The sequence below is a fragment of the Streptomyces kaniharaensis genome, from assembly GCF_009569385.1.
GTDB lineage: Bacteria > Actinomycetota > Actinomycetes > Streptomycetales > Streptomycetaceae > Kitasatospora > Kitasatospora kaniharaensis.
Map to the genome: position 1 here is coordinate 3,608,534 of NZ_WBOF01000001.1, position 19,556 is coordinate 3,628,089.

Here is a 19,556-nt window from a genome sequence, read left to right on the forward strand (position 1 = left end):
GGAGCGATCGTGTCGTACGAGATCTCTGCTGTCAGCGCGTCCGCGCCCACCCGTCACCAGCGCCTGCTGGCGTGGGTGAGCGAGATCGCTGAGCTCACCCAGCCGGACCGCATCGAGTGGTGCGACGGCTCCGACGAGGAGTACCAGCGCCTCGCGGACCTGCTGGTGGCTCAGGGCACCTTCAAGAAGCTGAACGAGGAGAAGCGCCCCAACTCCTACTACGCCGCCTCGGACCCCACGGACGTGGCGCGCGTGGAGGACCGCACCTTCATCTGCTCCGAGCAGGAGAAGGACGCCGGCCCCACCAACAACTGGAAGGCTCCCGCCGAGATGCGCGAGATCTTCCAGGGCGAGAAGGGTCTGTTCCGCGGTGCGATGAAGGGCCGCACGATGTACGTCGTGCCGTTCTCGATGGGCCCGGTCGGCTCCCCGCTGGCCGCCTACGGCGTCGAGATCACCGACTCCGCCTACGTCGCCGTGTCGATGCGCGTGATGACCCGCATGGGCAAGGCGGTGCTCGACCAGCTCGGCGAGGACGGGGACTTCGTCAAGGCCGTGCACACCGTCGGCGCCCCGCTCGCCGAGGGCGAGGCGGACGTCCCGTGGCCGTGCAACACCACCAAGTACATCTCGCACTTCCCGGAGACCAAGGAGATCTGGTCCTTCGGCTCGGGCTACGGCGGCAACGCCCTGCTCGGCAAGAAGTGCTACGCGCTGCGCATCGCCTCGACCATGGCCCGCGACGAGGGCTGGCTGGCCGAGCACATGCTCATCCTGAAGCTCACTCCGCCCTCCGGTGAGGTCAAGTACGTCGCCGCCGCCTTCCCGTCGGCCTGCGGCAAGACCAACCTGGCCATGCTCCAGCCGACCGTCCCGGGCTGGAAGGTCGAGACGATCGGCGACGACATCGCCTGGATGCGCTTCGGCGCCGACGGCCGCCTCTACGCCATCAACCCGGAGGCCGGCTTCTTCGGCGTCGCCCCCGGCACCGGCGTGGACACCAACGCCAACGCCATCGACACCCTCTGGGGCAACACCGTCTTCACCAACGTCGCCCTCACCGACGACGGCGACGTGTGGTGGGAGGGCCTCACCGAGGAGCCCCCGGCGCACCTGACCGACTGGCGCGGCAACGACTGGACCCCCGAGTCCGGCACCCCGGCCGCCCACCCGAACGCCCGCTTCGCCGTCCCGGCCGCGCAGTGCCCGACCATCGCCCCCGAGTGGGAGGACCAGGCGGGCGTGCCGATTTCGGCGATCCTGTTCGGCGGCCGGCGCGCCACCGCCGTCCCGCTGGTGACCGAGTCCTTCGACTGGCAGCATGGCGTCTTCCTCGGCGCCAACATCGCCTCCGAGAAGACCGCCGCCGCCGAGGGCACCGTCGGCGAGCTGCGCCGCGACCCGTTCGCGATGCTGCCGTTCTGCGGCTACAACATGGGCGACTACTTCGCCCACTGGCTGAAGGTCGGCGCGCAGGCGGACGCGTCGAAGCTGCCGAAGATCTACTACGTGAACTGGTTCCGCAAGAACGCCGAGGGCAAGTTCGTCTGGCCCGGCTACGGCGAGAACAGCCGCGTGCTCAAGTGGATCGTCGAGCGGCTGGAGGGCACCGGCGAGGGCGTGAAGACCCCGATCGGCGTGCTGCCCACCACCGAAGGCTTCGACCTGGACGGCCTGGAGCTGTCCAAGGACGACCTCGACCTGCTCTTCACCGTGGACGCCGACATCTGGCGCCAGGAGGCCGCGCTCGTGCCGGCCCACCTGGAGCTGTTCGGCGACCACACCCCGAAGGAGCTGTGGGACGAGTACCGAGACCTGGTCGCGCGTCTCGGCTGAGCCTCCTGAGCCTCAGCGATGACAGAGGCCGGTGCGCCGCACGAACTGCGCACCGGCCGAGCGACAGGACGGCCGGAGCCCCGCCGGACGATCTTTCCCCGACCAAGGAGATCGTCCGTGCCGGGACTCCGGCCGTAGTGTTTTCGGAGCCGGGGTGTTACCAGGGGGTCCGGGTGATGGCGGTGATCCAGGCCTGGTTGCCCTGGCAGACGCCGGTCGTGGAGCTCGGCCACTGACGGGCGGGGGCGCCGTTGTCGGTGCGCCAGTCGGCGATCTCGAGCTTCATGGCCGAGTTGAGGTTCTGCAGGCCGAGCTCGTTGCGCGAGCCGATGTCGCCGGCGTAGTTCCAGTGCTGGTTCCAGCCGCCGGTGCAGTCCCACTGGCGGGCGGGGGCGCCGTACTCGTGGCTCCAGTCGGCGATCTCCAGGCACTTGCCGGAGAAGCGGTTCACCAGGCGGAAGCCGCCGCTGTCGGGCACGTAGTCCCACCGCTGGTTGGCGCCGCCGGTGCAGTCCCACTGGCGGGCGGGGGCGCCGTTGTCGGTGCGCCAGTCGGCGATCTCCAGGCACTTGCCGGAGTGGGCGTTCACGATGGTGCTCGACGTCGGGTTGCGGAAGCCGCCGTTGTACGCGGCGGCGGGCGTGGCCGGCAGGGCGGCGGCCAGCGCGACGGCGGCGCCGGCGACGGCCGCGGCGGCGCGGGCATGGGTGAGCGGAATGCGGATGGTCAAGGCGGACCGGTCCCTTGCGGAGGAGTGGGGGCAGGGGAGCGGAGCCATCCGGGCGGTGGAGCGCCTCGGTGTCCGCGTCGGCCCGGGCCGCGGCGCACCACCGACCGGCCCGTCCCCCCTACGGCCCGGGGAGGTACCCGGGCCGCCGACGCGCGGGAATACTACTCCCGGGGCGGTGTCTCCTGATCAAACGGGAGGTCAAGGTTGGGCGTAGCCGCTGAGGAAGTCCCCGATCCGAGTGACCGCGTCCGTGATCTCCTCGGCCCGGGGCAGCGTGACCAGCCGGAAGTGGTCCGGCTCGGGCCAGTTGAAGCCGGTGCCCTGGACCAGCAGGATGCGCTGGGCGCGCAGCAGGTCCAGCACCATCTGGGCGTCGTCCTTGATCTTGTAGACCTTCGGGTCCAGCCGCGGGAACGCGTACAGCGCGCCCTTCGGCTTGACGCAGCTGACACCGGGGATCTCGTTCAGCAGCCGGTACGCGGCGTCGCGCGAGGCCAGCAGCCGCCCGCCGGGCAGGACGAGGTCGCGGATCGACTGCCGCCCGCCGAGCGCCGCGGCCACCGCGTGCTGGGCCGGCATGTTGGCGCACAGCCGCATCGAGGCGAGCACCGTGAGGCCCTCGATGTAGCTGCGGGCCCGTTGGCGGTCGCCGGACAGGACCATCCAGCCGGAGCGGAAGCCGGCCACCCGGTAGGCCTTGGAGAGGCCGTTGAAGGTGACGCAGAAGAGGTCCGGCGCGAGCGTGGCCAGCGGGATGTGCTCGGCGTCGTCGTAGAGGATCTTGTCGTAGATCTCGTCCGCGTAGACCACCAGCTTGTGCCGGCGGGCGATCTCGACGATGCCCTCCAGCACCTCGCGCGGGTAGACCGCGCCGGTCGGGTTGTTCGGGTTGATCACCACGATGGCCCGGGTCCGGTCGGTGACCTTGGCCTCGATGTCGGCGAGGTCCGGGTACCACTCGGCCTGCTCGTCGCAGCGGTAGTGCACCGCGGTGCCGCCGGCCAGCGAGACGGAGGCGGTCCAGAGCGGGTAGTCGGGCGCCGGGACGAGCACCTCGTCGCCGTCGTCCAGCAGCGCGGTCATGGCGAGCTGGATGAGCTCGGAGACGCCGTTGCCGAGGAAGACGTCCTCGACGGTGAGGTCGTGCAGGCCGCGGTCCTCGTAGTGCATGACGACGGCGCGGCGGGCGGAGAGGAGGCCCTTGGAGTCCCCGTAGCCGTGCGCGCCCGCGAGGTTGCGCAGGATGTCCTGGAGGATCTCCGGGGGCGCCTCGAAGCCGAACACGGCGGGGTTGCCGGTGTTGAGCTTGAGGATGCGGTGGCCCTGTTCCTCCAGCCGCATCGCCTCGTCGAGCACCGGGCCGCGGATGTCGTAACAGACGTTGGCGAGCTTGCTGGACTGGATGACCTGCATGCCTGCCTACTTTAGGGGCACCGGCGGGCCCGGCGGCGCGCGTTCCGGCACGCGCACCGACGGGCCCTGAGCGGCCTCCTTGGATCGGCAGGCGGGGCCGTCAGCCGACCTTCCAAACCAGGGGCGCGGTGTCCAGGATGTTCCCGTACGTGAGGAACGCGGGCGGATTGTCGTTCGGAACGAGATAGACGGCACACAGCTTCACCGACTGCCCGTCCGCGAGCGGCACCAGCGACTTCGTGTCGCACTGCGGGATGGACCTCTGCAGGGTCGGCGCGGGCAGCGTGCCCGCCGAGTGGTCCCTGGGCTTCACCCAGGCCCGCATCATGTAGGCGTCCTGGGCCAGCGGGGTGCCGGTGCGGTTGGTGAACGTCATGGTGACGTAGTACGGCGTCTTGCCGTTGGTCAGGTCCGGCATGAAGGCGAACGGGGCGATCTCGGCGGCGGTGCCCTTGGTGATCGAGACCGCGGTGGCGTCCACGGTCGAGCTCTTGCCGAGGTAGCGGCCGGTGGCGCCGAGCGGCAGCGGGCGGTCGTAGCTGATCTGCGTGACGTTGTTGCCCCCGGCGGTGGCCACCGGCTGCGGCGCGTCCCCGCCCGCCGCGGGGGCATTCGACCCACCCGCCGCGGGGGCGCTCGACCCGCCCGGCGCCGGGGCGCGGCTGGCCGGGGGAGCTGCGCCGGTCGGTGTGCCGGCGGGAGCGGCGGCCGGGGCGGTGACGGGCGGTGCGGCCGGGGTGTCCGTGCTCGCGGCGACCGGGTCGGAGTTGTCCGGCCCGCAGGCGGCCAGCAGCAGCGCGAGCGCCGCCGCCGGGACGCCGGCGCGGGCGATCTTTCCTAAGGGCCGGGTCTTCGTCACGGTCTCTCCCCCGTTGGATGATGTGGTCGGTGGGCCCGCCCGCCGGGCGTCCCGACTGTCATGCGGGCGCCGATCGAGAGGGGGTTGCGCCGGTGATGCTAGCCGCCGCCGGGGCCGTACTGGCCGGTTTTCTGGTAGCTCCACTGCTGCGGGGCCTGGTTGCCCGATTTGCCGTGCCCGAGGGTGAACCCTGGTGCCGTGTATGCCCGTTGTGTGCACGTCCGACGCAGGTGCTGCCGCCGGGCGGACGCTGTCCGGGGTGCCGCGAGCGGCTGGGCGCCGCGGCCTGGACGGTGGAGTCGGCCGCGGCGGCGGTCGCCGTCGCGGTGCTGCTCGCCGCGGACGGCCCGTCGGCGGCGGCGCTGGGCTGGGCGGCCGCGCTCGGTGTGGTGCTCGCCTTCGTCGACGGCCGGGTGCGCCGGCTGCCGTACCGGCTGACCGTGCCGCTGGCCGCCGGGCTGGCCGTGCTGCTGGCGGTGGCGGCGCTGGCCGAGGGCAGCCCCGGGGTGCTGGTGCGCTGCCTGCTGGTGGCGCTGACCGCCGGCGCGCTCTTCGAACTGCCCGTCTGGCTGGGCCTGATGGGCCCCGGGGACTCCCCGCTGGCGTTCGCGCTGGGCGGCCTGCTCGGCTGGTACGGCTGGGGCGTGGCGTTCAGCGGGCTGTTCTGCACCGTCCTGCTGGCCGGCCTGTGGGCGATCGTCCGGGCGGCTGCCGCGCTGGCGCGCCGCCGGCCGGTGCGCGGACTCGACATCCCGGTGGGCCCGTTCCTGCTGCTCGGCACCCTGCTGGCGGTGCTGGCCCGCTAGTGAGCTGGTTCGGAGATGCGTGAGCAGTAGCGGCAGATTCGATCGATGATCTGGTCGGCGGTCTTGGTCCACCTGAACGGCTTGGCGCTCTCGTTCCAAACCTTGATCCAGTTCTCAAGGCTGGCCTTGAGGTCGTCCAGCGAGCAGTGCACGCCGCGTTCGAGGCAACGCCGTTCCAGTTCGGCGAACCACCGCTCGACCTGGTTGATCCACGACGAGTACGTCGGCGTGAAGTGCAGCTGAAAACGCGGATGCGCCAGCAGCCAGCGATGCACCACGGGCGCCTTGTGAGCCGACAGGTTGTCGCAGATCACGTGGACCGCCAGACCGGGCTCGGTCTGGCGGTCGATCTCGTCGAGGAAGTCCCGGAAGTCCACCGCCCGGTGCTGAGCCGACAGCTTCCCGATCACCTTTCCGGTCGCGATGTCCAGGGCCGCGAACAGGTCGACGGTGCCGTGGCGGACGTAGTCGAAACTGCGGCGCTCGGGCACCCCGGGCAGCATCGGCAGCACCGGGGCGGTCCGCTCCAGTGCCTGGATCTGCGGTTTCTCGTCGACCGCGAACACCGCCGCGTTCGCCGGCGGCGCCAGGTAGAGGCCCACGACGTCCCGGATCTTGTCGATCAGCTGCGGGTCCGGGGAGACCTTGAACACCTCCGTGCGCCAGGGCTGCAGCCCGAACGCGTGCCAGATCCGCAGCACGCTGGAGGGTGAGATGCCGATCTTCCTGGCCAGCTCGCGTTTGGACCAGTGCGTGCCGCCGTCCGGCACCTCCTCCAGGGTTCGCACGACCACTTCCTCCACCTGGGCATCGGTGATGGTACGTGGGACCCCGGGGCGCGGCTCGTCTGTCAGGCCGTCCAGCCGTGCGCGCAGGAACCGGGCCCGCCACTTCGTCACGGTCCCGCGGTTCACGCCCAGTCGGGCCGCCACCGCGAGGTTGCTGCCGCCCTCCGCACACGCCAGGACGATCCGTGCCCGCAGGGCCAGCCCCTGCGCGGTCGTCCGGCGCTTCACCCAGCCCTGCAACACCTGCCGCTCCGCCTCGGAGAGCACAAGCGGCTTCAGCCTGCTGTCACCCACGCACCCCAGCACACCGCGCCCAAGGCCCAAGCCGCAGCCGTTCCCAGGAAGTCGGTACGCACGGCAACTCATGAGGCGACGGACCGACTCCGAACCAGCTCACTAGGGCCCCGCCCTCGGCGCGTGGGCTCAGTCCTCAAGGAGCGGCGCGCCGAGGGGAGTTACGGCCTCGCGGCGCTCACGGCATCCGGTGGACGAACGGGCCGACCGTGGTGGAGAACGCGTTGCCGTTGTTGGCGTCCCAGTTGGTGGACCAGGTCATCGCGCCGCGGATGGTCGGCCACTTTGCCGGCGGCACGAAGCCGCCGCAGCCGTTGCCGGTGGCCAGGCAGTTCAGCGCGTTGTTCACCACCGCAGGGTCGACGTAGCCGCTGCCCGCCGCCCGGCCGGAGGCGGGGACGCCGATGCCGACCTGGTCGGGCCGCAGGCCGCCCTGGATGTGGGTGCAGACCTGCGAGGTGATGAAGTCGACGGTGCCCTGGTTGTAGACCTTGCCGTCACAGCCGTTCATGCCGCCCGAGTTGTAGAACTGGGTGTTGACGACGGTGAGGATGTCCTTGGTGTTCAGCGCCAGTTGGAAGTAGGCGCCGGCGGTGCTGTACATCCCGATGGTCTCGGGGGCCATGGTGAGGACGAACCCCCCACCGGCCTTGGCCCGCAGAGCGTGCAGCGCGTCGCCGAGCGGGCCGGGCTGGACGCCGTTCTCCAGGTCGACGTCGATGCCGTCGAAGCCGTAATCCCTGAGGATCGAGTAGGCGCTGTCGGCGAACGCGGCACCGGCCGTGGCGTCGCCGACGGTGATCGCGCCGTTCTGGCCGCCGATGGAGAGGACGACCTTCTTGCCGGCCGCCTGCTTGGCCCTGATGTCGGCGCGGAACTGCGCGTCCGTGTAGCCGCCGAGGGCCTTGGACAGGCCCGGGTCCAGGGTGAAGCCGATCGCGCCGGTCCGGGTCGGCACGGCGTCGGCGAAGGAGACCGCGATGACGTCGTAGGCGCTTTGGACGTCGCCCAGGCGCTGCGGGGTCGAGCCGTTGTCGAAGTTCTGCCAGTAGCCGGTGACGACGTGCGCGGGCAGGCCGGTGGCCGGCGGGGTGGTGCCGGTCGCGGTGGCCGTCGGCGAGGCGGTCGCGGTCGGCGTGGCGGTCCGGGTGGGGGTGACCGTCGGGGTGGCGGTCGGTGACGGGGTGGCCGTGGCGGTCGGGCTCGGCGTCGGGGCGCCGCCCGGGCCGATCAGGCTGACGTCGTCGGCGAGGTAGGCGCCCTGGCCGTACCAGCCGTGCAGGTACAGCGTGACGCTGGTGGCGCCGGGCCCGGTGGTGAAGGTGGTGGACAGCTGGTTCCAGCTGCTCTGGCCGGACCACGTGCTCGGGTCGGTGCCGCCGGTGCCGCGCGCGCCGAGGTAGACGTACGGGCCCTGGACCCACGCGCTCAGCGAGTAGCCGGTGTCGGGCAGCACGCTGATGGTCTGGGTGCACTCGGCGGTGTCCGCGGCGCCCGGCGTGGCCTGGAGCGCGCCGGTGCCGGAGTGGACCGGACTGCCGACGGCAGTGGCGGTGCCGGTGCAGGTCCAGCCGGCCAGGCCGCTCTCGAAGCCGCCGTTGGCGACCAGGTTGCCAAGGGCCGCGCCGGCGCCGCCGGCGAAGAGGGCGAGGCCGCCGCCGGCCAGGGCGAGGGCGGTCGCACCGGCCGCGACGGCCGGGAGGGGGCTGCGCCGGCGCTCGTGCGCGGGCTGGTTCGGCGTACGGGCCATGGGAGTGACGCTCCTGGGGAAGAAGCGGCCGCCGCGGTGGGGGGCGCGGCGGCCGCGTGTGGGGGAAGGGAGATCCGCAGAAGGTGCAGGGGGAGGGGCGGGGGCCGCGATCCGGTCCGCCGAGCTCGTTCCGTCCTGGTTCACAAGCTGGACTAGACCATTGCCGGTCGTCAAGCACCGGACCGACGGCTTACGGTTGCCTTAAGGAAGCGGAGACCGTTCCGTGTCCGGCGCCGTGGCGCGGCTCACCGGCGCCCGACACGCCCGCTGCGACAAACTTCGTACAGGACCGTGACCAGACCGCTACCTGCGGCTTTCCCGGCCGCCCGCCTGCCGGAGTAGGCTGCGCCGGGGTGGTGACGAACCCGATGAAATGAGCACGGAGGGGCCGAGACAATGGGTCTGCGCGATGTCGTGGAACGCACGCCGGGGCTGCGCACCCTGCTGGACGGTATGTACGGGCTCTACGGCCGCCGGGTCGAGGTCCACCTGGCGCGCACCCCGCACCACATCGGCGTGATCCTGGACGGCAACCGCCGCTGGGCCAAGGCCACCGGCGGCTCCACCGCGTACGGCCACCAGCGCGGCGCCGACAAGATCAGCGAGTTCCTCGGCTGGTGCGACGAGACGCACGTCAAGGTCGTCACCCTCTGGATGCTCTCCACCGACAACCTCGACCGGCCCGCCGACGAACTCGTCCCGCTGCTCGGGATCATCGAGGACGCCGTGACCGGCCTCGCCGCCGCCCGCCGCTGGAAGGTGCACCCGGTCGGCGCGCTGGACCTGCTCCCGCAGCACACCGCCGACGTGCTCAAGCGGGCCGCCGAGGAGACCGCCGGGATCGACGGCATCACCGTCAACGTCGCGGTCGGCTACGGCGGCCGGCACGAGATCGCCGACGCCGTCCGCTCGCTGCTCCAGGAGCACGCCGGGCGCGGCACCTCGATCGAGGAACTGGCCGAGATCCTGGACGTCGAGCACATCGCCGAGCACCTCTACACCCGCAACCAGCCCGACCCGGACCTGATCATCCGCACCTCGGGCGAACAGCGCCTCTCCGGCTTCCTGCTCTGGCAGAGCGCGCACAGCGAGTTCTACTTCTGCGAGGCGTACTGGCCGGCCTTCCGCAAGGTCGACTTCCTGCGGGCGCTGCGCGCGTACGAGGAGCGGCACCGGCGGATGGGCCTCTGACCCCGCCGGCCGACCCCCAGTAGGGCTGGCCTACCCGGCCTCCGCGCGAGGCCAAACGTTCACCGGCAATGATCCGTCAGTTCGCCGGGGGCACGAATGCACCGCCCCTCGCCTGGGAATACTCCGGTCAGTCCGGTCCCGAGGCCACCGGGGCAGCGGGGGCCGGCTTGCCGCGGATGACGCAGGGTCATTCGCTCTGGAGGCCTAGTGGTCAGTTCCAAGAGCCGCCGGACACCAGACCGGCGCACGTACGTTCTCGACACCAGCGTGCTTCTGGCGGACCCTCTCGCCATGACCCGCTTCGAGGAGCACGAGGTCGTCCTCCCGGTGGTGGTCGTCACCGAGTTGGAGGCCAAGCGACACCACCCCGAGCTGGGCTACTTCGCCCGCCAGGCGTTGCGACTGCTCGACGACTACCGGATCCGCCACGGACGGCTCGACGAGCCGATCCCGGTCGGCGAGCTCGGCGGCACCATCCGGGTCGAGCTCAACCACTCCGACCTGTCGATACTGCCGGTCGGCTACCGGGCCGGCGGTGAGGCGGACACCCGGATCCTCGCGGTCGCCCGCAACCTGCAGGCCGAGGGCTACGACGTCACCGTCGTCTCCAAGGACCTGCCGCTGCGGATCAAGGCCAGTTCGGTGGGCCTGCTCGCCGAGGAGTACCGGGCCGAGCTGGCGATCACCTCCGGCTGGACGGGCATGGCCGAGCTGCACGTCCGGGCCGAGGACGTGGACGCGTTGTTCGCGGCCGGTCATGACGCCGCGGTCGACATCGAGGAGGCCGCAGGGCTGCCCGTCCACACCGGACTGGTGCTCACGTCGGAGCGCGGCCGGGCGCTAGGCCGGGTCGCCGGGGACGGGCGGATCCGGCTGGTGCGCGGCGAGCGGGAGGCGTTCGGCCTGCGCGGGCGCAGCGCCGAGCAGCGGGTGGCGCTGGACCTGCTGCTCGACCCGGACGTCGGCATCGTCTCGATGGGTGGCCGGGCCGGCACCGGCAAGTCCGCGCTGGCGCTCTGTGCGGGGCTGGAGGCGGTGCTGGAGCGGAGGCAGCATCGCAAGGTGATGGTCTTCCGGCCGCTGTACGCGGTCGGCGGCCAGGAGCTCGGCTATCTGCCGGGCTCCGAGACGGAGAAGATGAGCCCCTGGGCGCAGGCGGTCTTCGACACCCTCTCCGCCGTCACCACCCCGGACGTGATCGAGGAGGTCATCGCGCGGGGGATGCTGGAGGTCCTGCCGCTCACCCACATCCGGGGGCGCTCGCTGCACGACGCCTTCGTGATCGTGGACGAGGCGCAGTCGCTGGAGCGGAACGTCCTGCTGACGGTGCTGTCCCGGATCGGCCAGGGCTCGCGGGTGGTGCTCACCCACGACGTGGCGCAGCGGGACAACCTCCGGGTGGGCCGGTACGACGGTGTGGTGGCGGTGGTGGAGAAGCTGAAGGGGCATCCGCTGTTCGCGCACATCACGCTCACCCGCTCGGAGCGTTCGCCGATCGCGGCGCTGGTCACGGAGATGCTGGAGGACATCAGCCCGTGATCCGCCCCTGACCGGGACATAGTCGGACAATCCGGTCAACTCCGGGCGTGAGGCCCGCTCCTGACGGGGCGGGCCTCGCCCCTTTCATCACATCGAGTGGTTTCTGTCCGGAGAACTCCCGTGCGATCGATGTGACATGCGCCACGTGGGCGGGAATTGCGTCGACCGTGCCCGGTGCGGCATGGTGAGGGTTCTGTCAGGCCCCGCGTACGGCGCGGCAGGGCTTCCGGACCCCGGAAGTCCGGCCCGGAAGGTCCACCAACTTCGGTCGGTGGACGCACAATTGAAGACCGATGAGCCGTACGCCGCCCGATTCCAACGCCCGGTCGCCTCACCTCGGCCGGACGCCGGGCCAGCACCTCCCGTGACCAGAGCACCTGCGGAGGTCCGTGCCAAGGGGCATGTTGCGCCCGTACGGTCACGCGTGGGCGATGCTGGAAGGAATCCATGTGACTCGGATCTCGGTCCGGGGAGTTGCTGTGGCCTCCGCCACCGCCGTCACCGCAGTCGGTGCCGTCGTGGGTATGGCCTCGGGCAGCGAGGGCAAGGCCACGCAGACGGTCGACGTCGCCGGCGCGACCCTGCTTGCCGAAGTCCCCTCTGGCGCCCAGGCGCAGACCATCAGTGACAACATCGGCCAGCAGGCATCCGCCCAGCAGGCCTCCGCCGACGCCGCCGCCAAGGCCGCCGCCGAGCAGAAGGCCGCCGAGGAGGCCGCGCGCCAGAAGGCCGCCGCGGACGCCCAGGCGAAGGCCGATGCCCAGGCCAAGGCCGACGCCGCCAAGGCCGCCGAGGAGAAGCGGAAGGCCGACGAGGCCGCCGCCAACCGCTCCAAGGCCCGTTCGGCGATGGCCGCCACCGACAGCACCAGCTCCGCGCCGGCCGTCTCGGTCACCCCGGGCTCGGTGCAGGACATGGCCCGGCAGATCGTCGGCGACGACACCCAGTTCCAGTGCTTCAGCCAGATCGTGAAGCGCGAGAGCGGCTGGGACTACACCGCGACCAACAGCAGCTCCGGCGCATACGGCCTGGTCCAGGCGCTGCCCGGCTCCAAGATGGCCTCGGCCGGCGCCGACTGGCGCACCAACCCGGCGACCCAGATCAAGTGGGGCCTCAGCTACATGAACAGCCGCTACGGCAGCCCTTGCGGCGCCTGGTCGTTCTGGCAGGCCCACAGCTGGTACTAGGAGCCACCGCCTTCACGGCGAACTCCGTGCCACGGCCCCCGGCCGCTCACTCGGTGAGCGGCCGGGGGCCGTGCCGTTTCTCCCTCGTTACCCCTCTCGCCATTTCCCTCGTGCCGACTCCGTGCCGAACAGGCGGGCCGCGCCGCCCGGGCCGCGCTGACCAGTGCGCCTGCGGGCGGTGCGGTCCTGGGTGCGGACGCGGGGCGCGGGAAGGGGTCCTGGTTGCTTCCCGCACCGGCCGGTCCGCGGACAGATGGCTTCGGGTCTGCTCCGGCTTCGGGGTCTCGTCCGACTCCTCCCCAGCGCCAGGTGACTGAAACCTCAGCGTTTGTCACCTTTTGCCGTCATTGTCGGCCCGGGCCCGGGCGTTCGAACCGCGCCCGATCACGCCGAACCCACCGGGCGGCCGGACTTGCCGCACCCCGGCCGGGTAGCGTCATCCCTGACGGCCGTGGCGGGACCCACGGCGTACCGCCGGGCACCGGCGGACCGGCACGGGAGCGGCGGTAGCGAGGATGGCGCGGGGCGGGAAGGCCTTCAAGGCCGTGGCCAAGGGCATGGCCGTGGTGGCGAGCGCGGCCGCCGTGATCGAACGGCGCCGGCGTGCCGCGATGACGGCCGACCCGCACGACGTCGAGGCGCCTGCCGTCCCCGCCCTGCCCGAGGCGGCCGGACCGCTCCCCGTCCCGCGCACCGACCCGGACCCGACGCCGCCCGCCTCCGCCCCCGCGGCACCGGCCGCGCCCGCCACGCACGGTGCCCACGGGCGGGACCTCCACCCCGGCCGGCCCGCCACCCCGGCCGAGGCCGTGCCGTGGGGCCTGCGGGTGGCCGCCGAGTCGACCTGGCGGCTGCTGCTCCTCGGCGCCGCGCTCTACGTCGTCTTCTACGTCGTCGACATGCTGCGCCTGGTCGCCTTCGCGGTGCTGGCCTCGCTGCTGATCTCCGCGCTGCTGGAGCCCTCCGTCTCCTGGCTGCGCCGCCACGGCGTGCCGCGCTCGCTCGCGGCCGGCGGGGTGTTCCTGAGCGGTCTGGCCGGAATCGGGCTGGTGGGCTGGTTCGTGGTCTGGCAGGTCAGCACCAACCTGTCCACCGTCACCAGCCAGGTCCAGCGGGGTGTGATCCAGCTGCGGGACTGGCTGACCACCGGCCCGCTGCACCTGACCCAGCAGCAGATCGCCGACTTCGCCAACCAGATCACCAAGGCGATCACCACCAACACCGACCAGATCACCTCGGCCTCGCTCACCGGCGCGCAGATCGCCGTCGAGGTGCTGACCGCCGTGCTGATGACCTTCTTCACCACCTTCTTCTTCCTCTACGACGGTGAGCGGATCTGGAGCTGGGCACTGCGCGGGCTGCCCCGGCAATCCCGCTTCGCGATGGCCGGGGCCGGCCCGAAGGCCTGGACGACGCTCACCGCGTACGTGCGCGGCACCGTCTGCGTGGCGTTCATCGACGCGGTCTGCGTCGGCGTGGGCATCGACCTGCTCGGCGTGCCGCTGGCGATGCCGCTGGCCGTGATCATCTTCCTGGGCGCCTTCGTCCCGCTGGTCGGCGCACTCGTCACGGGTACCGCCGCGGTGCTGATCGCCCTGGTCACCCAGGGGCCGTGGACGGCGCTGATGGTGCTCGTCGTGCTGGTCGCGGTGATGCAGATCGAGAGCCACGTGCTCCAGCCGCTCATCCTCGGCCGTGCCGTCCGGGTCCACCCGCTGGGCGTCGTCCTCGGTGTCGCGGCCGGCAGCATCATCGGAGGCATCGGCGGCGCGGTCGTCGCCGTCCCGCTGATCGCCGTCACCAACACCGTGGTCACGCACCTGCGCCGCCGCAACGAGGCCGGCCAGGCCGTCTTCACCGCCATGGAGAACGCCCGCGAGGCCGCCGAACGCACCGCGGCCGCTCCGCCCGCCGCCCCGGCTGCCGACTGACGGCGGCGCGAACGCCGACGGGCCCCGCCGGACGGTGTGTCCGGCGGGGCCCGTGGTGGCTCTTCGTGGGTGGGTCCGTCAGGCGTCGACGGCGGCGAGGGCGGCCTCGGAGTCGAGGACACCGGCCACGGCCTGGAGGACGGCGGCGATCTTCATCGAGGCCTGGATGACCTCGCGCTCCACGCCGGCCTTGCGGAGCACGGCCTCGTGCGAGTCGAGGCACTGGCCGCAGCCGTTGATGGCCGAGACGGCGAAGCACCAGAGCTCGAAGTCGACCTTCTCGACGCCGGGAGTGCCGATGATGTTCATCCGCAGACCGGCCCGCATGCTGCTGTATTCCTTGTCGGAGAGCAGGTGCAGCGTCCGGTAGTAGACGTTGTTCATCCCCATGACGGCCGCGGCGCCCTTGGCGGCGTTGTACGCCTCCGGGGAGAGGTTGGCCTTGGCCTCGGGCTCCAGCGCGCGCAGCACGGTGGCGCTGCGGGTGGCCATCGCGCAGGAGAGCACGGTGCCCCACAGCTGCTGGGCGGGGAGGTCGGAGTTGCCGATGACCGAGCCCAGGTTGAGCTTGAGGTCCTTGGCGTAGTCCGGGAGGGCGGACTTCAGGTCGTCGAGGGCCATGGGTCAGCCCGCCAGCAGGGCCTGGGCGTCGAGGGTGTCGTCGCCCTTGTTCCAGTTGCAGGGGCACAGCTCGTCGGTCTGAAGGGCGTCCAGCACGCGCAGGACCTCCTTGGGGTTACGGCCGACGGAGCCGGCGGTCACCATGACGAACTGGATCTCGTTGTTCGGGTCGACGATGAACACCGCGCGCTGGGCGGTGCCGTCGGCGGCCTCGACGCCGCAGGCGCGCATCAGGTCGTGCTTGACGTCGGCCAGCATCGGGAACGGCAGGTCGCGCAGGTCCTTGTGGTCCTTGCGCCAGGCGTGGTGCACGAACTCGGAGTCGCCGGAGACGCCGAGGATCTGGGCGTCACGGTCCGCGAACTCCTCGTTCAGCTTGCCGAACGCGGCGATCTCGGTCGGGCAGACGAAGGTGAAGTCCATCGGCCAGAAGAAGACGACCTTCCACTTGCCCTCGTAGGACTTGTGGTTGATCTCGGCGAAGGCGTTCGCGGCGTCCAGGTCGACGCAGGCGTTGAGTTCGAACTCGGGGAACTTGTCACCGATCGTGAGCACGTTCGCTTCTCCTGAAGTGAGACTGAGGGGAGTTTGTCCGGATTGCGGACACGACCCCACGATTTCACATCGTGGACTGATCAGGGAAATAGCTACACTCGATGTGTCTGATCGGAGAGAGCTATCAATACTCAGCCCCCCACCGCCCGCAGCCCCCGCACGCCCACGGTCGCCCAGCTCAGGGCGTTCGTCGCGGTGGCAGAGTACCGGCACTTCCGGGAGGCGGCCGCCGCCACCGGGACCAGCCAGCCCGCCCTGTCGGGGGCGGTCGCGGCGCTGGAGGAGTCGCTGGGTGCGCAGCTGGTCGAGCGTACGACGCGCAAGGTGATCGTCACGCCGCTCGGGGAACGGGTGCACGAGCACGCGCGCCGGGTGCTCGCCTCGCTGCAGGCGCTCACCGAGGAGGTCGAGGCCGCCCGCCGGCCGTTCACCGGGCCGCTGCACCTCGGTGTCATCCCGACCGTCGCGCCCTACCTGCTGCCCACCGTGCTGCGGCTGGTCCGCGACCGCTACCCGGAGCTGGAGCTGCACGTCCACGAGGAGCGCACGCCCTCGCTGCTGGAGGGGCTGGCCGCCGGGCGCCTGGACGTGCTGCTGCTCGCGCTCCCGGCCGGCGGCACCTCGCAGACCCGGGACATCCCGCTGTTCGACGAGGACTTCGTCCTGGTCACCCCGCCCGAGCACCCGCTCGCCGGGCGGGCGGACGTCCCGCGCGACGTGCTGCTCGACCTGGACGTGCTGCTGCTGGAGGAGGGTCACTGCCTGCGCGACCAGGCCCTCGACATCTGCCGCGAGGTCGGCGCCGAGCCGGGCGGCTCCACCACCCGGGCGGCCGGCCTGTCGACGCTGGTTCAGCTGGTCGCCGGCGGCCTCGGGGTGACGCTGCTGCCCGCGACCGCCCTGGACGTCGAGGCCGGCCGCACCGACCGGCTGGCCGCCGTCCGCTTCGCCGCCCCGGCGCCCGGCCGGCGGATCGGCCTGGCCACCCGCCCGGGCTCGGCCCGCAGCGCCGAGTACGACCGTTTCGCCGCCTCGCTGCGCGAGGTGCTGGCCGAACTCCCGGTCCGGATCGTCACATAGCGCTGCGGGCGGGCTCGCCCAGGCAGAGCCCGACCATCGTCGCGACCAGCAGGTCCAGCGTCCGCAGGGTGTCCGGGTCGGGCTCGCCGCCGGGGGCGCGCAGTGCGAGGTAACGGGCCGTCAGGCCGTCGAAGCCGCCGAGGAAGAGGACGGCGATATCGCGGGCCGGCATCGCCAGGGTCAGGCCGTGCGCCGCGGCGAGGGCGGTGAGCATGTCGGTGGCGGTGCCCTCGATCTCGCGCTGGAGCCCGGCCATGATCTCGTGCAGGTCCGGGTCGCGCATCGCCAGCGACTCGAACTCGCTCAGCAGCACGCAGCGCCCGGCCTCGCCGGTGGCGGCCTCCCAGAGCGCGTGCACCAGGGTGCGGACCTGCTCGCCGAACGGCCCGTCGCCGGGTGAGGCGGCCCGCACCTGGTCGATGAAGTCCGCGGTGAGCTGTTCGACGACGGCCCGGTAGAGGTCCTTCTTGGTGCCGAACGTGTAGTGCACGGTCGCCTGGGCGACGCCGAGTTCGGCCGCGATCGCCCGGGTGCTGCCGGCCGCGATCCCTTCGCGGGTCATCAGGTCGAGGGCGGCCTGGACCAGCTGGGGGCGGCGTTCTGCGGCGGGGACATGTGCCATTCAGCCAGGGTATCGCCATGGTCGGCCAACTGTGTCGATCGATTGCGTCAGACACTCTCGTCATTCGACTTTGTCATTCGACAAAGTCGAGCGTACGGTGGTTCGAGACCTGGTCAGGCACCTGCCTGCCCGACGACGGACCGAGGGGTCAGCCATGGCCACGTACCTGTACCGACTGGGCCGCTACTGCTTCCGGCGCAGAAAAGCCGTTCTCGCCGTCTGGCTCGCCGTGCTGATCGCCGTCGGCGGGGCCGCGGGGGCGTTCGCCGGGAAGACCAGCGACGAGTTCAAGGTCCCCGGCACCGAGGCACAGACCACGCTGGACCGGATCAAGGGCACCTTCCCGCAGCAGGGCCACGGCTCCGCGCAGGTCGTCTTCGCCGCGCACGCTCCCGGTGGCATCGCGGCGCCCGAGGCGGGCAGGGCGGTCAGCGAGGCGGTCGGCCGGATCGCCGCCGTGCCGGGCGTGGCCGCCGTGCCCGACCCGCACGCCACCGGCGCGGTCTCGCCGGACGGGCGGGTCGCGATCGCGCTGGTCTCCTTCGACCGCAAGCTCGCCGACATCACCGACCAGCAGCGCGACGCCGTCCGCGCCGCCGCCGAACCGGCCCGCGCGGCCGGGCTGGACGTCGCCTTCGGCGGCGACGCGTACAACCGGATGGGCAAGGTCGACGGCGGCGAGGCGATCGGCCTCGCGGTGGCCGGGGTGGTGCTGGTGGTCACCCTCGGCTCGCTGGTCGCCGCGGGGCTGCCGCTGCTGACCGCGCTGGTCGGCGTCGGCGTGGCGATGGCCGGGCTGCTGGCGCTCACCGGCTCGTTCCAGATCATCACCACCGCGCCGGTGCTGGCGCTCATGGTCGGCCTCGCGGTCGGCATCGACTACGCGCTGTTCATCCTCTCCCGGCACCGCCGCCACCTCGACGAGGGGCTGGAGCCCGAGGAGGCCGCCGCCCGCGCCACCGCGACCGCCGGCAGCGCCGTCGTCTTCGCCGGCCTGACCGTCGTCGTGGCGCTCGCCGGGCTCGCCGTCGCCGGCGTCCCGTTCCTCACCGTCATGGGCCTGGCCGCCTCCGGGGCCGTCGTGGTGGGCGTCCTGGTCGCGATCACGCTGCTGCCCGCGCTGCTCGGCTTCGCCGGCCGCGCCCTCGACCGGCTGCCGCTCTGGCGTCGGGCGCTGCGCACCGGCGGCCGGACCACCATGGGCGAGCGCTGGGCCCGCTTCGTGGTCCGCCGTCCGCTGGCCGTCCTGCTCGTCGCACTGGCCGGGCTGGGCGTCCTGGCGGTGCCCGCCGCGAGCCTCAACCTCGGTCTGCCGGGCGGCGGTTCGCAGGCCGCCGGGACGGACGCGCGCAAGGCGTACGACCTGGTCGGCGAGAGCTTCGGGCCGGGCTTCAACGCGCCGCTCGTGGTCGTCGTGGACGCCCACGGCACGCCGCAGCCCGAGCAGGCGGTGCGCGGCGTGGCGGCGCGGCTGCAGACGCTGAAGGGCGTCCGGACGCTGCTGCCGCCGACCGTCGACCCGGCCAGCGGGACGGCCCTGCTGACCGTCATCCCGCAGACCGGCCCGGACGACGCGGACACCAAGGCGCTGGTCGACGAGATCCGCGGCCAGCGCTCCGAGGTGAAGGCCGCGACCGGCGCGGGCATCGCCGTCACCGGCACCACGGCCGCCAACATCGACGTCTCCACCAAGCTCGGCCAGGCGCTGCCGCCGTTCCTCGCGGTGATCGTCGGCATCGCGGTGGTGCTGCTGGCGCTCGCGTTCCGCTCGGTGCTCGTCCCGCTCAAGGCGGTGGCCGGGTTCCTGCTCAGCATCACCGCCTCGCTCGGCGCGGTGGTCGCGGTCTACCAGTGGGGCTGGCTGGACGGCCTGATCGACGTGCCCAAGGTCGGCCCGGTGGTCAGCTTCGTGCCGATCCTGCTGATCGGGGTGCTGTTCGGGCTGGCGATGGACTACGAGCTGTTCCTGGTCTCCGGGATGAAGGAGCAGCACGTGCACGGCATGGCGCCTCGTGAGGCGGTGGTGGCCGGCGTGCGCAACGGCGCCCGGGTGGTGACGGCGGCCGCGCTGATCATGGTGTCGGTGTTCGGCTCGTTCGTCTTCGGCCACGACCCGGTCGTCCAGCCGATCGGCTTCGCCCTCGCGGTGGGCGTGCTGGTGGACGCCTTCGTGGTGCGGATGGCGCTGGTGCCGGCGGCGATGACGCTGTTCGGCAGGGCGGCGTGGTGGTTCCCGAAGCGCCTGGAGAAGGTCGTGCCGCGGGTGGACATGGAGGGCGAGCAGCTGATCGCCCGGCTGGAGCGGGAGCCGGCGAAGGAGCCCGCAGGGGTCTGAGCCCGGTGCGCCCGGCGGG

The 19,556-nt window shown here is 72.1% G+C and carries 16 protein-coding genes; 8 read left to right on the top strand and 8 right to left on the bottom strand.

Going from position 1 to position 19,556, the window contains the following annotated elements:
* The first annotated feature begins 9 nt into the window (after positions 1-9).
* Positions 10-1,836, top strand: a complete 1,827-nt coding sequence (locus tag F7Q99_RS16370) for a phosphoenolpyruvate carboxykinase (GTP) (RefSeq protein WP_326846733.1) — start codon at positions 10-12, stop codon at positions 1,834-1,836.
* A 157-nt stretch (positions 1,837-1,993) separates the two neighbouring features.
* Here the strand turns inward: F7Q99_RS16370 and F7Q99_RS16375 are convergent, their stop codons facing one another.
* The 3 genes from F7Q99_RS16375 to F7Q99_RS16385 form a co-directional block, all read right to left on the bottom strand.
* Positions 1,994-2,566, bottom strand: a complete 573-nt coding sequence (locus F7Q99_RS16375) for an RICIN domain-containing protein (RefSeq protein WP_153462297.1) — start codon at positions 2,564-2,566, stop codon at positions 1,994-1,996.
* A 198-nt stretch (positions 2,567-2,764) separates the two neighbouring features.
* Positions 2,765-3,979, bottom strand: a complete 1,215-nt coding sequence (locus tag F7Q99_RS16380) for a pyridoxal phosphate-dependent aminotransferase (RefSeq protein ID WP_153462299.1) — start codon at positions 3,977-3,979, stop codon at positions 2,765-2,767.
* A gap of 100 nt (positions 3,980-4,079) precedes the next feature.
* Positions 4,080-4,838, bottom strand: coding sequence for a hypothetical protein (locus F7Q99_RS16385; RefSeq protein ID WP_153462301.1), 759 nt, complete (start codon positions 4,836-4,838; stop codon positions 4,080-4,082).
* 209 nt (positions 4,839-5,047) lie between these two features.
* Here F7Q99_RS16385 and F7Q99_RS16390 point away from each other — a divergent pair, with 209 nt between their 5' ends.
* Positions 5,048-5,644, top strand: coding sequence for a prepilin peptidase (locus F7Q99_RS16390; RefSeq protein WP_195911090.1), 597 nt, complete (start codon positions 5,048-5,050; stop codon positions 5,642-5,644).
* Here the strand turns inward: F7Q99_RS16390 and F7Q99_RS16395 are convergent.
* Together F7Q99_RS16395 and F7Q99_RS16400 are read right to left on the bottom strand one after the other, a co-directional pair.
* Positions 5,641-6,726, bottom strand: a complete 1,086-nt coding sequence (locus tag F7Q99_RS16395; protein ID WP_326846734.1) for an IS630 family transposase — start codon at positions 6,724-6,726, stop codon at positions 5,641-5,643. The genes F7Q99_RS16390 and F7Q99_RS16395 overlap by 4 nt on opposite strands.
* Positions 6,727-6,904: 178 nt before the next feature.
* Entirely contained in the window at positions 6,905-8,476 is a 1,572-nt protein-coding gene (locus F7Q99_RS16400; protein ID WP_153462305.1) for a chitinase, read from the bottom strand.
* Between the two features lie 396 nt (positions 8,477-8,872).
* Between F7Q99_RS16400 and F7Q99_RS16405 the strand changes: the two genes are divergently transcribed.
* The 4 genes from F7Q99_RS16405 to F7Q99_RS16420 all read left to right on the top strand — a co-directional run bounded on the left by F7Q99_RS16405 (position 8,873) and on the right by F7Q99_RS16420 (position 14,324).
* Positions 8,873-9,667, top strand: a complete 795-nt coding sequence (locus F7Q99_RS16405; protein WP_153462308.1) for an isoprenyl transferase — start codon at positions 8,873-8,875, stop codon at positions 9,665-9,667.
* Positions 9,668-9,874: 207 nt separating this feature from the next.
* Positions 9,875-11,206 (top strand): PhoH family protein, encoded by a 1,332-nt coding sequence (locus tag F7Q99_RS16410; RefSeq protein ID WP_326846735.1) that lies wholly within the window; start codon positions 9,875-9,877, stop codon positions 11,204-11,206.
* Between the two features lie 449 nt (positions 11,207-11,655).
* Positions 11,656-12,393: an aggregation-promoting factor C-terminal-like domain-containing protein gene (locus F7Q99_RS16415; RefSeq protein ID WP_326846736.1), complete on the top strand. Its 738-nt coding sequence runs from the start codon at positions 11,656-11,658 to the stop codon at positions 12,391-12,393.
* 515 nt (positions 12,394-12,908) lie between these two features.
* The gene (locus F7Q99_RS16420; protein WP_153462312.1) at positions 12,909-14,324 is read left to right on the top strand and encodes an AI-2E family transporter; all 1,416 of its coding nucleotides are present in this window, start codon (positions 12,909-12,911) and stop codon (positions 14,322-14,324) included.
* Between the two features lie 78 nt (positions 14,325-14,402).
* Here F7Q99_RS16420 and F7Q99_RS16425 read toward each other — a convergent pair whose 3' ends face one another.
* Positions 14,403-14,945, bottom strand: coding sequence for an alkyl hydroperoxide reductase (locus F7Q99_RS16425; protein WP_153462314.1), 543 nt, complete (start codon positions 14,943-14,945; stop codon positions 14,403-14,405).
* A gap of 3 nt (positions 14,946-14,948) precedes the next feature.
* Positions 14,949-15,500 carry a peroxiredoxin gene (locus tag F7Q99_RS16430; RefSeq protein ID WP_326846737.1) on the bottom strand — a complete coding sequence of 184 codons (552 nt, stop codon included), beginning with the start codon at positions 15,498-15,500 and terminating at the stop codon, positions 14,949-14,951.
* 195 nt (positions 15,501-15,695) lie between these two features.
* Between F7Q99_RS16430 and F7Q99_RS16435 the strand changes: the two genes are divergently transcribed.
* On the top strand, positions 15,696-16,580 hold the full coding sequence (locus F7Q99_RS16435) for a hydrogen peroxide-inducible genes activator (protein ID WP_407697791.1): 885 nt from the start codon (positions 15,696-15,698) through the stop codon (positions 16,578-16,580).
* Here the strand turns inward: F7Q99_RS16435 and F7Q99_RS16440 are convergent.
* Complete coding sequence (locus F7Q99_RS16440) at positions 16,573-17,202, bottom strand: TetR/AcrR family transcriptional regulator (protein WP_153462316.1); 630 nt, start codon at positions 17,200-17,202, stop codon at positions 16,573-16,575. The genes F7Q99_RS16435 and F7Q99_RS16440 overlap by 8 nt on opposite strands.
* A gap of 154 nt (positions 17,203-17,356) precedes the next feature.
* Between F7Q99_RS16440 and F7Q99_RS16445 the strand changes: the two genes are divergently transcribed.
* Positions 17,357-19,537: an MMPL family transporter gene (locus tag F7Q99_RS16445; RefSeq protein WP_153462318.1), complete on the top strand. Its 2,181-nt coding sequence runs from the start codon at positions 17,357-17,359 to the stop codon at positions 19,535-19,537.
* Positions 19,538-19,556 lie beyond the last annotated feature (19 nt).

Bases quoted from the DNA above. Each gene is read 5' to 3' on its own strand.
- F7Q99_RS16405 (WP_153462308.1), top strand. From the start codon at position 8,873: ATGGGTCTGCGCGATGTCGTGGAACGCACGCCGGGGCTGCGCACCCTG.
- F7Q99_RS16425 (WP_153462314.1), bottom strand. From the start codon at position 14,945: ATGGCCCTCGACGACCTGAAGTCCGCCCTCCCGGACTACGCCAAGGAC.
- F7Q99_RS16400 (WP_153462305.1), bottom strand. From the start codon at position 8,476: ATGGCCCGTACGCCGAACCAGCCCGCGCACGAGCGCCGGCGCAGCCCC.
- F7Q99_RS16380 (WP_153462299.1), bottom strand. From the start codon at position 3,979: ATGCAGGTCATCCAGTCCAGCAAGCTCGCCAACGTCTGTTACGACATC.
- F7Q99_RS16445 (WP_153462318.1), top strand. From the start codon at position 17,357: ATGGCCACGTACCTGTACCGACTGGGCCGCTACTGCTTCCGGCGCAGA.
- F7Q99_RS16440 (WP_153462316.1), bottom strand. From the start codon at position 17,202: ATGGCACATGTCCCCGCCGCAGAACGCCGCCCCCAGCTGGTCCAGGCC.
- F7Q99_RS16420 (WP_153462312.1), top strand. From the start codon at position 12,909: ATGGCGCGGGGCGGGAAGGCCTTCAAGGCCGTGGCCAAGGGCATGGCC.